The organism is Endozoicomonas sp. 2B-B, from assembly GCF_053470045.1.
This window is the reverse complement of record NZ_JBLZMU010000002.1, coordinates 78,632-95,689: the sequence shown is the minus strand read 5'-3', so window position 1 is coordinate 95,689 and position 17,058 is coordinate 78,632. Positions and strand designations below refer to the sequence as shown.

General features: G+C 48.5%; 6 protein-coding genes and 1 pseudogene. 5 read left to right on the top strand and 2 right to left on the bottom strand.

Features of this window, described 5'->3' with window-relative positions; translation table 11 throughout:
• The first annotated feature begins 36 nt into the window (after positions 1 to 36).
• Positions 37 to 762 (top strand): phosphate signaling complex protein PhoU, encoded by a 726-nt coding sequence (gene phoU, locus ACOMHB_RS24690; protein WP_422472933.1) that lies wholly within the window; start codon positions 37 to 39, stop codon positions 760 to 762.
• A 158-nt stretch (positions 763 to 920) separates the two neighbouring features.
• Here phoU and ACOMHB_RS24685 read toward each other — a convergent pair whose 3' ends face one another.
• Positions 921 to 2,117 carry a hypothetical protein gene (locus ACOMHB_RS24685; protein ID WP_448218737.1) on the bottom strand — a complete coding sequence of 399 codons (1,197 nt, stop codon included), beginning with the start codon at positions 2,115 to 2,117 and terminating at the stop codon, positions 921 to 923.
• A gap of 95 nt (positions 2,118 to 2,212) precedes the next feature.
• On the opposite strand from ACOMHB_RS24685, the pseudogene ACOMHB_RS24680 reads away from it, so the two are divergent.
• A pseudogene (locus ACOMHB_RS24680) lies at positions 2,213 to 2,365 on the top strand (PhoU domain-containing protein); the annotation flags it as partial.
• A gap of 95 nt (positions 2,366 to 2,460) precedes the next feature.
• Here the strand turns inward: ACOMHB_RS24680 and ACOMHB_RS24675 are convergent.
• Complete coding sequence (locus ACOMHB_RS24675; protein ID WP_448218736.1) at positions 2,461 to 3,279, bottom strand: hypothetical protein; 819 nt, start codon at positions 3,277 to 3,279, stop codon at positions 2,461 to 2,463.
• Between the two features lie 203 nt (positions 3,280 to 3,482).
• Here ACOMHB_RS24675 and ACOMHB_RS24670 point away from each other — a divergent pair, with 203 nt between their 5' ends.
• The 3 genes from ACOMHB_RS24670 to ACOMHB_RS24660 are packed head-to-tail and all read left to right on the top strand — an operon-like array spanning position 3,483 to position 17,054.
• Entirely contained in the window at positions 3,483 to 5,660 is a 2,178-nt protein-coding gene (locus tag ACOMHB_RS24670; RefSeq protein WP_448218735.1) for a type I secretion system permease/ATPase, read from the top strand.
• A 57-nt stretch (positions 5,661 to 5,717) separates the two neighbouring features.
• The gene (locus ACOMHB_RS24665; RefSeq protein WP_448218734.1) at positions 5,718 to 7,256 is read left to right on the top strand and encodes an HlyD family type I secretion periplasmic adaptor subunit; all 1,539 of its coding nucleotides are present in this window, start codon (positions 5,718 to 5,720) and stop codon (positions 7,254 to 7,256) included.
• Between the two features lie 18 nt (positions 7,257 to 7,274).
• A complete protein-coding gene (locus ACOMHB_RS24660) occupies positions 7,275 to 17,054 on the top strand; it encodes a VCBS domain-containing protein (protein WP_448218733.1) in 9,780 nt (3,259 codons plus the stop codon).
• The last annotated feature ends 4 nt before the right edge of the window (positions 17,055 to 17,058 follow it).

The window sequence follows — 17,058 nt, the reverse complement described above, 5'->3', positions numbered from 1 at the left end:
GCCATAGCTATTGCCAAGAAAGCACCTGGAAAACTCATGGATACCAAAAGCGAACTTCTTAGCCATCATATTTCCCAGCAATTCAATCATGAACTGGAGGAGTTACGAAACAACCTCCTGTCCATGGGCGGGCAGGTTGAAAAGCAAGTATCCGACGCGATCAATGCCCTGATCAATGCTGACAGCGAAGGGGCTGTTGAGGTCTGCGAGAAAGACACCGACATTAACTTCATGGAACTGGCCATTGATGAAGAATGTTCCCGCATTCTGGCCAGACGCCAGCCAGCAGCCAGTGACCTCCGTCTGGTGATTGCCTGCTCCAAGGCCGCGACCGATCTGGAAAGAATTGGTGACGAGGCGGCAAAAATTGCCCGCTTTGCCATCAGTCTCACTGAACAGGGCGAAGCGCCCAAAGGTTATATCGAGACCCGCCATATTGGTAACCATGTACGACAGATGGTACAGGATGCACTGAATGCTTTTGCCCGTTTCGATGCCGATCTTGCTCTGGCGGTTGCCAAGGAAGATAAAACCGTCGACCGGGAATACAAGAGTGCCACACGGGAACTGGTCACCTACATGATGGAAGACCCAAGATCCATTACCCGGGTGCTGAATATTATGTGGGTATTAAGATCACTGGAACGGATTGGCGATCATGCCCGCAACCTGGCGGAATACGTTATCTATCTCGTGAAAGGCAGAGATGTACGACACATTGGTATTAAAAGAATTCAGGAAGAGGTGTTTGATAAGAGTTGATCATTGAACTCTGTGAATACCATTGAATAAAAACCCGAGGCTTTACGAACTCGGGTTTTTTAAGGTATTACACAATCTTGCAAACGAAATCTCTCGTAAATGAGGTCAGTAATGAACCGAAGATCTTTATCGTCGGCAGATACTTATTTACAGGCTCATTATTGGCTGTTTGAGAAAAAAAGATCTTGATTCAGAATACTAATATGAATCTGATCATCTGAATCTTCGGTATCATTTTCCCTTGAACCAGCACAATTACATGCGCCGTTACAATGACAGGATTCTGCTAACTCTGAATATTGTGGAGGGGGTTGGTTAGCTACAACATCTATTTCTTCATAATGTGGAGGGGGTTGGTTAGCGATAACATCGTAATTATCAACCGCAAGTGTCAGCGTATAACCATGAGCGCTAATCACAATCGCCAATACCGGAATGCCATTGTCGGATACTCGATTAAAGTGGTATTCTATTTTGATTCCATTCGTTAAATTTACTGTTATAAAATGTGATGGTTTCCGGCTTCGTCTGTTTCGTCTGTTATTTGCGGTGTTTTGCTCTCGTACAAGAATTACAGCCGGTACAGCTGTACGGGATATCTGAGGTATTATCAATTCTAACCTCTTGTTGGTCGATGGGTTTAGATGCTCTATTATCCATTTTTGTGTTTCTGGAGTATCCAGGAAAAGGTCAAATATTTTAGTCTTGCTGTCTGTAACCAGTGTGTTTGGCGATGAAAATATTTGGTTATCACTGCTAACAGCCTTATGAGATAAAGAGCATTTTTGGATAGAGACATCTTCCGGCAAATCTTTTGGTATTACTGCTCTCATTACTCTGATTCTGTCCAACTCATCGTATGATCTAGTAGGCGCATTTTTTGTCCAGATCTTCAAATATATAGGAAAACAGAACGCGCAACAGAATGCTTTAGCAGCCACATGTGCTGCTGATGCCGTTTGACTTCTCAGTGTGTATTGAGTATGAAAGCTATGTTGAATAGAATAACTGCCAGTTTGCACATTCCCCAATAAAGTATCAAAAGGTGGCGGCATAATATGACCAAGGTTGTTCTGATCAATAACCATCAGAGTGGAAGAGATGATGTCATAAATGACATATTCATCCACTGTACAAACATTACAGGATTGGTTGTAATCATCTAACACCGGTGAATGATCGCCTGCTGTGTGCGAATCGCTATGAATGGTTCTGGTGGAGGTTACAGTTGTACCACTTAGTAGTGAATTACCGTTATGTTCCAGCTTCCAAGTAAAGCGTAAATCTTTTGAATTTGAATAAGATGATAGCAAGCAGAGAAGGCATAAAATAATCAATCTGACGTTTTTTTCCATTGTCAATTCCCTATTTAACATTCATCAAATATTAAAGAATGGCAGTTAAGAGTAGCTCAATCAGTTTATATGACAATTTTTTAAGCTCTAACAGTACCTGGGTTCTGAATATTATGTGGGTATTAAGATCACTGGAACGGATTGGCGATCATGCCCGCAACCTGGCGGAATACGTTATCTATCTCGTGAAAGGCAGAGATGTACGACACATTGGTATTAAAAGAATTCAGGAAGAGGTGTTCGATAAGAATTCATCGCTAAAATCTCTGAATCCCATTGAAAAAAAACTGAGGCGTTACGAACTCGGTTTTTTTAAGGTAACACCGCACCCATCGAAACCGACTCAATCTTCCAAACGAAGTCTGTTAAAAATGACCTCACTCATGCCCCAAAGATCTTTATCGTCGACAGACACTTTATCAACTTGTTTTTGTAATGATTCTTTTTCATCATGAAGATCGATGCCCGTCATCTCGTAGTAAAGCAGCAAAGTATTATGCAGAAAGTTGCAAGCTTTTATGCTCATACAATTGATTGCAGGAGCCTTGAATAGTTCATCATCGTCTGATTTCACATCCACCTCAATAACATTCAGCTGTGCACAGGCACGAACAAATTGATATAAAAAGCCTTTTTCACCTAATTGCGCTTTTAATTTTTCGTTACCAACTATTGAACCTTCAACCTCGTTAAAAAGAGCGCCCATTGCCCGGCCCATAGCATCTGATCCGACTTTACGACCTTTAGCAATGGAAATTGCTTTAAAAACAGTAGCGTCCAGCTCAAGAAGGATCTCCAATAACTCACTTGTCAATGCTTTAGCCTTATCGGAGGAAAGGTCTTCGATCCCAGCACCTGTTTCAACCAGTTTTTCCAGAAAGTCAACCATCAACCATCTTGCTTTCTGCTCATTTCCTTCAAGGCTGAGGTATTGAGGCTTGCCCCCCAAACTCCGGGGATTGGTTTTGCGTTTATAAATAGACTTATTAAATGACAATCCGGTCCTTGAGGATTTTCTGACTTTATCCAAAGCCGTCGTTAACGCTTCAAGAACGTGAACCAGTTTTCCAAAAATTTTCCCATATAATTTTTTACAATCATTTTTAAAACCGGAAAGGCTTAAATGACTTGCAGCAAAAGATTTAATTTCTTCAAGACTCACAACTCGCCTCCATGCCGAAAAAGCATCATATTTAGTATTTTATGTCATTAACAACAATTAAACGTCAGATATAAGACACTCTTTAATTACTTTCTTATTAATCATTTAAGACCAATAAACTACGCTAGTATTAATTCAGAAACCTTTTAACAGATATAAGCAGTACCTCTGTTATTTATTTTTTATTTCATTGGCAATGAACTATGAATTACAGTGCAGCTGCAGAAGATGCAAACGAAGAGTGGGGCATACCCGAGAGCGGCCAAAAGGAGTTTGATCCTTTACTGGAATGCCTCAGTATTCTAACCAAGCATTATGGAAAGCCCTTTTCTCACGACTCTCTTCGTGCCGGACTACCTCTGGAAAATGGCAAACTGACCGCAGAGCTGTTTTCCCGAGCAGCCCAAAGAGCGGGCCTTGCGTCGAAAACTCACAAAAGAGCATTGAAAGATATCTCTCCTTTGGTCACGCCTGCTGTTCTTTTTCTGAAGGAACGTAAAGCCTGCATTCTGATTGATATTGATCATGAAGAAGGTAATGCCCGAGTGATTATTCCTGAAGCCGGAGAAGGTGTCAGGAACATCGACCTCCCGGATCTGGAAGAGTACTATACCGGCTACACCATCTATGTTCGCGAAAAGCACCGATATGACAAGCGTACTCCCACCACGCTGAATATTCGCTCCCGACATTGGTTTTGGGGGACGATTCTTGGCTCCTGGAGAATTTATCGTGATGTCCTGCTGGCTTCCCTACTGATCAATATTTTTGTGGTGGCCAGCCCGCTGTTTGTCATGAATGTTTACGACAGAGTGGTACCTAACCAGGCTTTTGATACTCTCTGGGTGCTGGCAGTGGGTGCCATTATTATCTTCAGCTTCGACTTCGTACTGAAAATGATTCGAAGTTATTTTATTGACCTGGCCGGGAAAAAATCGGACATATTGCTCTCATCCCGGGTTATGGAGAGAGTATTGGGTTTGAGCATGTCGGCCAAACCGGTTTCGGTCGGCTCCTTTGCCAAGAGCCTTCAGGAATTTGAGAGCATTCGGGAGTTTATCACCTCATCAACAGTGATTGCCCTGGTGGATCTCCCTTTCACCCTGATCATATTGATGGTGATTTTAATTCTGGGTGGACCACTGGCTTACATTCCCCTGCTCTGTATGGCCCTGATTGCCATTTACAGTTTTGCTATTCAAGCTCCTCTCAAGCGTTCCGTTGAGAAAACCCTGCGCTCCAACTCCCAGAAAAACGCTACCTTGATTGAAAGCCTTTCAGGCATGGAAGCCCTGAAAATTGCCCAGGCAGAGAGCGAGATTCAGTACAAGTGGGAAAAAGCGGTCGGCCACATAGCCACTTGGAGTATCAAAACCAAGTTATTGAGCTCTTCCGCATCCACTGTCAGCGCTTATGTTCAACAGATGTGTAACATTGCGCTGGTGTGCTACGGTGTTTTCCTGATTTCTGAGGGTGACCTCAGTATGGGTGGCCTGATTGCAACCGTTATGTTGTCAGGCCGATGCCTCGCCCCCATGGCTCAGGTAGCAGGCCTTGCCACTCGTTACAATCAGGCTAAATCAGCCCTGGATGGACTTAACGATATCATGGACATGCCGGTAGAACGTCCGGCAGACCGTGACTATGTCAATCGTCCTGAGCTGGCCGGAAGCATTGAATTTGATGGTGTTGATTTCACATACCCGGGTCAGGAGATCCAGGCCCTCAGAAACATCAATCTGCACATCAAGCCCGGTGAAAAAGTAGCTATTATCGGTCGCATCGGTTCTGGCAAAACCACGATAGAGAAGCTGATTCTTGGCCTTTATGAGCCCAATGAAGGCGCCATCCGGGTCGATGGTATTGACCTGAGGCAGATCAACCCTTCAGACCTTCGTAGCAGCATTGGTTGTGTCTCTCAGGACATCACCCTGTTCTATGGCAGTATCAAGGAAAACATCACCCTCGGCGCCAGCTTCGTTGACGACGCTGCTCTGCTGAAAGCGGCTGAAATATCCGGTGTTACCGAATTCGCCAACAAACATCCAAACGGCATGGATATGATCGTGGGCGAAAGAGGACAAAATCTCTCAGGCGGGCAGCGACAGAGTATCGCATTAGCCAGAGCTCTGTTGATGGACCCACCAATCCTGGTTCTTGATGAACCGTCCAGCTCCATGGATAACACCACCGAATTGCGAGTCAAAGAACAACTAAAAAAGCAATGCAAGGATAAAACCATTGTTCTGGTCACTCATAAGGCTTCCATGCTGGAGCTGGTTGATCGCCTGATCCTGGTGGATAACGGAAAGATTGTTGCGGACGGACCCAAGGATCAGGTTCACGCAGCCCTTAAGCAAGGCAAACTCAAAATCGAGTAACCCTGCAGCCAGCAATGAGCTGCCAATGACCTTGAATGGATTGAACAGGATCGTGCAATGAGCGAGTACAAGGACGATAAAAACACTTCTGAAATACCAGAAGATCAGCCTCATGAGACTTCGAATACTCAATCAACAACTCCGTCCCGGGAGGCAGAGTATGAAGTGAGTTCTGATGATCATGAAGTTCTGACCGAAGAAGCCGTGCTCGAAGAGCTGGAAGAACGGAACAGGCAGAGTGAAGAAGATGAAAACCTGAAGAATACTTCTTCACTGGAAGACAATGTCAGTGCAGAAGATCTGGAGTACATGTCTGATACCAGCGCTGCCATGTTAATGAAAGCCCCAAGAGGCGGCAGGCTGCTTATTTACACCATGCTGCTGGCTATTGGCTCTGCCATCACCTGGGCCAGTCTGGCACCACTGGATGAAATCACCCGGGGCATGGGAGAGGTCGTTCCCTCTTCTCATCTGCAGGTCATTCAAAACTTTGAAGGCGGCATACTGGAAGAGCTTTTTGTCCAGGAGGGTGAGCTGGTCAAGGAAGGGCAGCCGCTGCTGCAACTGGACGACACCCGCTTCAAGTCCACCTTCAGGGAAGGTGCCGTTGAGTATTACAGTGAGCTGGCCAAAGCCGCCAGACTCAGTGCTGAACTGTCCGGCAAGCCACTGAAATTTCCTCCCGAATTAAGTCATTACCAGGATTATGTGGATCGAGAGAGACAGATTTACCAGAGACGAGATGCCGGTCTTAAAGCCGAGCTTGATATTGTCAACAAACAAGCTTCTCAGGCCAAGCACGAACTGACCGCTTCCGAGTCACAACTGGAGTTTTTAACCACCAGTCTGGAGCTGGGAGAAGAGGAGCTGGAATTGACCGAACCTCTGGCTGATCAAGGCGTTATTTCTCACGTAGAAATGATTCAGCTCAGGCAGAGAGTCAACGATCTGGCCTCTGAGAAGAAGATGACAGAACTCTCCATTCCCAAGCTGAATGCAGCCTATCAGGAGGCCCTGGCACGTAAGCGAGAACTGACTGTCAAATTCCGGGAAGAAGTGGTTCAGGAGCTGAAAGACGTTGAAGTCAAACTGGACCAGATGTCTGAAACACAAACCAGTCTGGAAGATCAGGTAGTCAGGACACTGCTTCGCTCGCCGGTCGAAGGCATTGTTAAAAGGATCAATGTTAAAACCGTAGGCGGAGTTATACAGCCCGGAATGGATGTCATGGAAATTGTCCCGGTAGAGGAATCCCTGCTGGTTGAAGCCCAGATCGCTCCAAAAGATATAGGTTTTCTCAGGGAAGGCATGAAGTCTGTCGTTAAGCTGACCGCCTACGACTTTGCCGTCTATGGTGGACTTGAAGGCTTGGTAGAGCATATAAGCGCTGACACGATAAAGGATGATAAAGGAGAAAGTTTCTACATCGTTCGCGTCAGAACCCATGAAAATCAGCTTGGCAACCCTGAAAAGCCACTGGAAATCATCCCGGGTATGAAGGCTAACATCGATATTATCACCGGAGAGAAAACCCTGATGGAATATTTGATGAAACCAATTCTCAGGGCCAGACAGAATGCTCTGACTGAGCGATAGACGCTTCAGGAAAGGAATATGCCTCCCAACTCTGATGGTTCCATGCCTGTCATCGGCCACGTTCAGAAAACCGATGGTGATGTATTCGCCATCGCCCCTGATGGCAGCAAACGTATTCTTCAGGAAGGGGATCCCCTCTATCTCAATGACAAGGTAGTCTCTGAGTCCGGCAGCCCTGTCTCTATTCTTCTTGTTAATAGCGAAGTCATTGAGCTGGAGGGGCAGTCTCAGCTGATTATGCAGCAGAGTATGCTTCTGCCTGCATCATCTGATCCTGATGACTCATCAGAAGCGGAAGAGATACTGGATGCTATTGCAGAAAGGGCAGATTCTGCCGCAATTGCCCCTGTTGAAGTGTCTAAACCCTCTTCATCAGAAGAACCTGACAGGTCCTCTCAAGACCCCGGCCCGACAGCAAGCTATGGCTTATCCGGTGAAGTCGTTGTTCTGGAGAGAGATGCCACAGAATTAGAAGAACAAAGAGAGATTGAGCCGCTATCGGAATCATCAGAAGAAATTAGACAACCGTCTGAATCCATTCAACCACTGCTTGCAGCCGAAAAGAACAATGAAGAATTAGCCAGCTCCTCTCCTGTCAATTACGCGCCCACCGCTCAAAACATGATTATGGGAAGCAGTGAGAGCGCGACAGAGCTTGAAGGCAAGCTTCAGGCCTACGACGCCAACACCGGAGAAGCTCTAAAGTTCGGTCTGGTCACAACTCCTGACTCTGGACAGTTGATACTCAATGACGATGGCAGCTTTCGATTCCTGCCCGGGAGTGACTTCGATTACCTTGCAGCAGGTGAGCAAACGGTTGTTACTTTTATCTTTGAAGCCATAGACAGCAGCGGTGCCAGTTCAAAGGCTTCTGTCGATATCACCATCACAGGTGACAACAACGAAAGTATCAAGGATACCTCGGAAACTGCAAAGCCGGTATTGGCCGAGATTGTCCAGAGTGATGAAGAAACGACCATCGATCTGCTCTCTCAGGCTTTTGACAAGGACCCTTCAGACACCCTCTCGGTGACTCAATTACGCCTGACTGAGGGCAACGAGGCCGGTGTCAGTATTGGCCTGGATGGTAACAGTCTCAGTATTGACCCCGAAGCCTATAAATATTTGGCTGCTGGCGAAACAGAAACCCTGACCTACGAATACCTGGTCACGAATTCCCAGGGCGAGTCCGTTTTAGAGTCTGTCACTATTACACTCTCTGGCGACAATGATCAGCCACAGATCAGGGAAGCCGTCATTCAGACTTTCGATAAGAACAGCGATGACTTTAACGTTGACCTCTTGGCAGGTGCGTTCGATCTGGATTCATCAGACAACCTCAATGCCGTCTCTCTCAGGATAACAGCGGGGGATCCTTCAGGTATTACTATCGCCGACGATGGTAATAGTCTTGATGTGGATGCGTCTTCTTATGAGCATCTCGCTGGAGGCGAATCTGAAACCATCAAGTACAGCTATGAAATAGAGGATGGGCAGGGTGGTGTTGTCGGTCAGAGTGCGTCCATTACCATTGAGGGCATCAATGATAATCCGGAAGATATTGAACTCTCCGGTACCCGCATTGATGAAAATCAGGATGGTGCGGTTGTGGGTACTTTGTCTACCACAGACAAAGACCTTTCTGATACTCACACCTACACCGTCGATGACCATCGCTTTGAAGTGGTAGACGGCGATCTCAAGCTGAAAGAAGGCATAGCCCTTGACCACGAAACCGATGACTCCGTTGATGTTAAGGTAACAACCACCGATGTTGATGGTGCCGCCTATTCAGAGAATTTTACCCTTGAAGTCAATGACATCAACGAAGCACCTGTGGCCACAGACAGTTCGACCACTATCGATGAAGACAGCCTCTATCGTTTCACCCTGAATGACTTTCCCTACACTGACCAGGACGACGGTGACACGCTGAAAGCGATCGTCATTGAGACTATTCCAGCCAGTGGCTCACTGGAACTCAACGGCAGTCTGGTATCTGTTGGCGACGCCATCAGTCAGGCTGACATTTCGGCGGGCTTACTGACGTTCCTTCCTGTAGCCAATCAAAGTGCAGACAACTACACCCACTTTAATTTCCGAGTGAACGACGGTGCCCTGTCTTCTGATATCCAGACTTTCACGATCACTGTCAATCCGGTAGACGATGCTCCCGTTGCGGGGAATCTTGATCTGGGATCAACTCCGGAAGATACCTCTTTTGTCATCACTGCTGCTGATCTTCTGGCTTCAGCCAGTGATATTGATGGGGATAGCCTTAGTATTCAATCCGTCACCCTGGCAGACCATGCCACAGGCAGTCTGGCGAACAATCATGACGGCACCTGGAGCTACACACCCACTGCCCATTACTTCGCTGACGATGTTACTTTTAACTTCACTGTTTTTGATGGAACCTCAGGCGATGAAGCCACAGCATCAGCGACTCTTGACGTCATTTCTGTCAATGACGCAGCAGTGGTTGCCGGAGTTGATACCGGCACCGTCACGGAAGACGATAACGCCACTTTAACCACCAGCGGCAACCTAACCGTTACGGATGTTGATGCCAACGAAGCTGTTTTTCAGGCTGAAATACTTTCAGGAAGCCATGGACAATTAGCCATTAACGCTGATGGCAGCTGGACTTACAGTGCTGATAACAGTCAGAGCGCCATTCAGACATTGGACGACGGAAACTCAATAACAGACAGTTTCACGGTACAGACTGCAGATGGTACACAGCATATTGTCACTGCCACTATTCATGGTACTAACGATGCGCCAGTTGTCACTGCAGGTGGCACTCTTGCTTACACTGAAAACGACGGCGATCAAGTAATAGACAGTCATATCACTCTGACAGATATTGACTCTGCCACAATAGAGAGCGCCACAATCACGATCAGCAGCAATTTCAGTTCAGCTGAAGACAGTCTGGCTTTCATCGATCACAACGGGATTTCCGGAAGCTGGGACTCATCAACCGGTACCATGACGCTCTCTGGAACCAAAACGGTCGCGCAGTATCAGGCAGCACTGAGAACGGTGACCTACTCAAACAGTTCTGACTCACCCATTACTGCTGATCGCACCATCAACTTCAGCGTTAATGACGGCCATGACAGCAGCCATGTAGCCACCAGTACCATCACGATAACTGCCGTCAATGATGCTCCTGTTACGGCAGGTACACTGGTGACTTCCGACGAAGATACACCTTATATCTTCAGCACATCCGACTTCGCCTTCTCTGACCCGGATGCCGGAATGACACTGCAAAGTATCAAAATCACACAGCTGCCCCTGGCAGGTGAGCTGCTCTTTAACGGATCGGCTGTCAGTGCAGCCAAAGAAGTGACAAGGAACGAACTTTTAGCAGGCCGATTGAAATTTGAGCCAGCTCAAAACGCACATGGCAACCTGTACGCCTCATTCGAATTTCAAGTCAGTGATGGTCACCTCTTCTCATCTTCAGCGACTTTCGACTTCAGCATTACACCGATCAATGATGACCCAACAGTCAGCTCTGCCATTGCGAAAAATTTTGTTGAAGACTCGGCTTCATTCAACATAGACCTGCTTGAGACTGCTGCAGATGTTGACACTGGTGATAATCTCTCCGTGACCCAGATCACCCTGTCATCCGGTGATGACTCTGGCATCACCATCAATGGCAACACCCTTACCGTTGACCCCGGCGCCTACGACTATCTTCCCGACGGAGTGACTGAAACCATTGTCTTCAGCTATGACATCGAGGACGGCAATGGTGGCTCAGTTTCCCAAACAGCCACTTTGGTCATCACCGGTACAAACGACAACGCACAGATAACAGGTCTTGATACGGCAACCGTCACTGAAGACAATCATGCCAGCACCCTGACAACCTCAGGCTTTCTCACCATCACTGATGCTGACCAGGGTGAAGCCCTGTTTCAAGCTGAAACCCTAACCGGAATTTATGGTGATCTTGTCATTAATGCCAGCGGACAATGGACTTATACGGCTAATAACACACTTCTGGCAATCCAGGGACTGGGTGACGGCGATACCTTAAGTGAAACCTTCACAGTCACTACAGCAGGCGGTGACAACCACAATGTAGCTATTACTGTCGCCGGCACAAACGATGCCCCCACCATCAGCAGTGCCACCGATGTTGCCGGTGCCGCCACCGAGATTGTCGACGGCGGGGCAGGCGAGAACAGCAACACTCTGACCGATACAGGTTCTTTCACCATCGCTGATGTGGATCTTTCAGACCAGCAGAACGTCAGTGTCAGTGCCGGAGCTAATGGTTATCTGGGCAGTCTGACGGCTACCGTAGCGGATGATACCCAGGGCGACGGCAGTGGTCGCATCGACTGGACCTTCAGTGTTGCCGATGCCGACATTGATTACCTGAAGGCGGGAGAAACCCTGACCCAGACCTACACCGTCACCGTCGACGATGGCGAGGGCGGCACGGTCGATCAGCAGGTAACGATCACCATTACTGGTACCAACGACGCACCGACTATCAGCAGTGCCACCGATGTTGCCGGGGCAGTCACTGAGATCGTCGATGGCGGCGCCGGTGAGAACAGCAATAGCCTGACCGACACTGGCTCCTTCACCATTGCCGATGTCGATCTTTCAGACCAGCAAACTGTCAGCGTCAGCGCCGGGGCTAATGGTTATCTGGGCAGCCTGACAGCTACCGTAGCGGATGATACCCAGGGCGACGGCAGTGGCCGCATCGACTGGACCTTCAGTGTTGCCGATGCCGACACTGATTACCTGAAGGCGGGTGAAACCCTGACTCAGACCTACACCGTCACCGTCGACGATGGCGAGGGCGGCACGGTCGATCAACAGGTGACAATCACCATCACTGGCACCAACGATGCGGCAGTAATCACTGGCGATGACAGCGGCAGCGTCACTGAGGACGACGGCAACACCCTGACCACCTCAGGCAGCCTGAGTGTCACCGATGGGGACAGTGGTGAAGCCAGTTTCACTGCAGAGACCATCACCGGCACCTACGGTTCACTGAACATTAATGCCAGTGGTAGCTGGAGCTATTCGGCCAGTAACAGCCATGCCGACATTCAGGCCCTGGGCGATGGTGACACCCTGACCGAGACTGTGACGGTTCGGTCTCTGGACGGCACCACCCACAATATCGTTATTACCATTAACGGCACCAATGACGGTCCGGCTATTGATGCGAGTATGGCCGATCAGTCTGCAACCGAAGAACAGGCATTCAGCTACCAGGTCCCTTCAAACGCTTTTGCCGACATAGACGGTGACAACCTGACTTATTCCGCCACACTGAGTGATGGCAGTCCGTTACCCGTTTGGCTGTCATTCGATCCAGCCAGTGGCACTTTTTCCGGAACACCCGATGATCCGGATCTTGGACAAATCATCGTTAAAGTGACTGCCAGTGACGGGGTCCTCAGTGTTTCAGACCAATTCAAGATTAATGTTGCGGCGGTTAATGATGCACCCATTGCACCTGTAGCCGAAGTCGAAAAAATAGATTTTGTCTGGGGTGGAGCGTCCATTACCAACAAGTCTGCTGATTCTCTTAATTTGCCGAATGGCTTCGAGCTGGGTGACTCTGTCTGGTTGACCAAAACAGACGGAAGTCACGGCAAAGGGGTCAAAGTCCAGATCTCAGAGAATCAGGATGGTACTCTCAACTTCAAAACCATTGAAGCCAAATACACCGATCTGGCCACCTGGAACAGCCTCAGTAGCGCACAGCAAGCCACCTACTTTGAAACAGCCGGTACAGCGACATCCGTAGCGACGTCCAACAGCGATACTGGCTATGGCATCAGTGATATAGCCGTGAACAGTGGTAGTGCTGTCTCCGGATTCCTGGATACTGTTACGGGTAAAAACCTTGATCCTTTCTCTTCCGTTGAAAACAGCTCAAATGGAACCGTAGTAGGCTCTGTCACAGCAACCGACGTAGAAGGTGACAACCTGGTTTACAGTCTGACTGATGATGCAGGTGGCCGATTTGCTATCAATAGCGCTACCGGACAGATTACTGTTGCCGACGGCAGTCTGCTGGATTATGAAACATCCAGCAGCCACGCCATTACCGTTCAGGTCAGTGACGGTCAACTAACATCACAACAGAACTACGCCATACAGCTCAGCGATACAAATGATGCTCCGGAACTGGTTGGAAGCCTTAATAATCAGACTGTGGCGGAAGCATCTGCTTTCAGTTACACCATACCGGCCAATGCCTTTTCCGATGATGATGGCGACATACTGACTTACAGTGCCAGCCTGGCCAATGGCAATCCTCTGCCTGCCTGGCTGACTTTCGATGCCGCAACCCGAACCTTCAGCGGAACACCTGACGATCCTGATGTTGGCAGCCTGTCTGTCAAAATCTCCGTTTCGGATGGTTCCGATACAACGGATGTTTTCTGGTCAATCGATGTTACAGCTGTCAACGATGCCCCTGAATTATCGGGTAGTCCTCTCATCGACGGAATTGAAGCAGCCTACAGTTTCTCAGATAACAAGGACCAATCAGGTAACGGTAACGACCTGACCCTCAGTGGCAGTGCCACATTGAGCAGTGGACGTAACGGCAGTCAGGCCTTTGAAATGGATGGTACTTCCGGCAGTGGCGAAATCTCCGGGCTTGAAGTGGGTGGCGCCATGACCATTTCTGCCTGGGTAAAATACGACAGCCTGAGCCAGAACTGGTCGAGGATAGTGGACTTCGCTGATGGTTCTGCCAACAACAATATTCTCCTTGCCCATGTCGGCACCAGTAATACACTGGCGTTTGAAATCTATGACGGGGCAGGCTACCCCGCAGACGGTCAGCTCCATATCAACAACTTCTTTACCGCAGGTGAGTGGGTTCACGTGACCGCTACTGTTGATGATAACGGGGTAATGCGGGTCTATAAAAACGGTGAGCTGGCCGGGGAGAATCTCAACGGGGCTGCGCCTCCGGAGATTGTCAGATCAGGCAACTATATCGGTAAAAGTCACTGGAATGATGGCGATCTGGACGGTTCAATAGGCGATCTTGCTATTTTCAATTCTGACCTGAGCGCTCACCAGGTCAAAGCCGTCTATCAAGCTGATTCCGTAGAAAATCTCGTTACTGATGCCTTTTACGTCATCGAACAAACTCCCAACAGCACTGTCTTGGGCTCAGTAGCGGCAACGGATGTTGATAGTGCCAGTAATCAGCTGACTTACTCATTGACCAACGATGCCGGTGGCCGTTTCACCATTAACAGTTCAACCGGTGAAATTTCAGTGGCTGACAGCACACTGTTGAATCATGACAGCAACGCATCTCATACCATCAGGGTGCAGGTAAGCGATGGCCAGCTCAGCAGTACTCGCGACTATACGGTTTATGTCAACAGCAGCACGCTGTCTACCAATGAGGATACCAGCTATACCCTCACTCTGACCGATCTGAGTTACAGCGATCAGGAAGCGGCTGCCATTACCCAGATCAAGGTATCAACCTTACCTGATGAGGGAACCCTGAAGCTGAATGGTGTTGCTGTGACGCAAGATCAGGTCATCAGCAAAGCGGATATTGAAGCAGGTCATCTGGTATTTGAGCCAGACAGTAACGAAGCCGGTGATAACTACACATCTATTGGATTTAAAGTACACGATGGTAATAGCTATTCTGGCGAGTATACCCGGACATTTGATGTGGCAGCGGTGGCGGACAGCGTCACCATGAATGATCTCAGCGCTGAAGTATTGAATAGTAACTTTGATGGCAACAACGCCGATGGTTGGCAACGCTACAACCCTTGGGGTATCAACAGCGCACTGGTTCAGAACAATCAACTGTACAACTGGCATAATACTGATGCCTACAGAATCATTGATACCAGTGACAGTTCAATTCAGTTCTACGAATTAACCTTTACTCTGCATCATCATGTAGACAACTCTAGAAACACAAATATCTGGGTAAAATGGAATGGACATAATGTTGGACACTACGTAGAAGGCCCTGGTTTACACACCCAGACATCAACCAAAACCATCCTGTTACACGCTACGGGTAATTCCAGCACAGAACTCCGATTCGACCAGGACATGAGCTTCTTCCGTCTGGACGATGTCAGGATCACCAAAGTGCATGCTACGGATGAGGATACCGCTTTCAATCTGCCCGATCTCGGCATTACCCTGGTCGACACCGATGGTTCTGAAACGCTAACCGTTTCTGCCGATGGCGTACCTGCCGGAGCAGTGCTCACTGATGGCAGCCACTCGATAACAGCAGATGGAACCGCTGTCGATATTTCCGGCTGGGACTTCGCTAATCTGCAGATAACACCGCCGCCAAACAGCACGGACACCATGAACCTGACGATCACTGCCACCACGACAGAAAGTAACGGTGAGAGTTCGTCTGTCAGTGAAACCCTGTCCATCAGGGTCAACTCGGTAGACGACAAGCCGGTATCATCAGACAACAGCCTTTTATTAAAACAGACGGACAGTTACACATTCAGTACCGAAGATTTCAGCTTCACCGATGGTGATGCCGGTGACACCCTGCAATCCATTACCATCACCTCTCTGCCGGCTTCCGGCGCTCTAACATTGAATGGTGCTGCCGTGACAGCCAATCAGGTTATTACCGCAGCAGACCTTGGCAATCTGACCTATACCGCGCCAGCCACTGATCCGGATCTTGGCACCAGCTTTGGTTTTACGTTGAGTGACGGCAGCCTTTCCAGTGATCCACAGACATTCAGCCTTAATGTGAGAGGCACTTACTCTCAAAACCTTCTGACTAATGGCAGTGCCGAGAATGGCACCTCTGGCTGGAATATTATTGCCAACGGTGGAGATGGCTGGGGTTCAAACAACAGCAGTCATGACGGCGACGGTCAGAGCTGGGTTACATCCAATGCCTGGGCTAAGAAGTCACAAACAGTTGACCTTCTGGCCAAAGGCTTTACCGAACAATATCTGGATTCTGCTCCTGACATCAGTGTCAGCGACTGGTTTAAAGATAACGGTGCCAACGATGATTATTACCTGAAAGTTGAACTGCGGGACGCTAGCAATAACGTCATTACCTCCTACGACACTGGAACATTAACCGCAACTGACAACTGGCAGAAGGCTGCTAATACCTTCAGTAATTATGGTGCCGGTGTCCGCTATGTTTATTTTGAACACGGCGCTAAAGACCAGGAAAACCTGAGTGGTCATCACGGGGCGAGTATTGATGACTCTGAAGTGGTGTTAAAGATTGGCGATGTTGATCTGGTGGGTACTGATTCCGGAGAAATTATTGATGGTACAGCGCAGTCTGACACTCTCAAAGGTGAGGGAGGCGCAGACACTCTGCTCGGTGGTGCCGGGGACGACCTGATCTTTGGTGGTGCGGGTGAGGACATCATCACAGGCGGAGCAGGCGATGACATTCTCACGGGGGGCGATGACAGCGACACCTTCGTCTGGCTCTCTTCTGACCTGGGGTCAGCCGCTGCTCCTGCCGAGGATGTCATCAAGGACTTTAACACAGGCTCCGGCGGGGACATTATAGATCTAAGTGATGTCCTGGTGGATAATTCAACGCCCCTGGACCAGTACCTGAGCCTGAACTTTGATAACGGCGACACCACCATCGAGGTGATGCCAGACGCTGACGGTGATATTACCCAGAAGATTAAGCTGGAAGGTGTTGATCTCTCAGGCTACGGGGGAGGCAGTACCGACGCACAAATCCTTAACAACCTGATTAGTGACGGCAACCTTCAAATCGATTGATTCG

Bases quoted from the DNA above. Each gene is read 5' to 3' on its own strand.
- ACOMHB_RS24665 (WP_448218734.1), top strand. From the start codon at position 5,718: ATGAGCGAGTACAAGGACGATAAAAACACTTCTGAAATACCAGAAGAT.
- ACOMHB_RS24660 (WP_448218733.1), top strand. From the start codon at position 7,275: ATGCCTCCCAACTCTGATGGTTCCATGCCTGTCATCGGCCACGTTCAG.
- ACOMHB_RS24670 (WP_448218735.1), top strand. From the start codon at position 3,483: ATGAATTACAGTGCAGCTGCAGAAGATGCAAACGAAGAGTGGGGCATA.
- phoU (WP_422472933.1), top strand. From the start codon at position 37: ATGGATACCAAAAGCGAACTTCTTAGCCATCATATTTCCCAGCAATTC.
- ACOMHB_RS24685 (WP_448218737.1), bottom strand. From the start codon at position 2,117: ATGGAAAAAAACGTCAGATTGATTATTTTATGCCTTCTCTGCTTGCTA.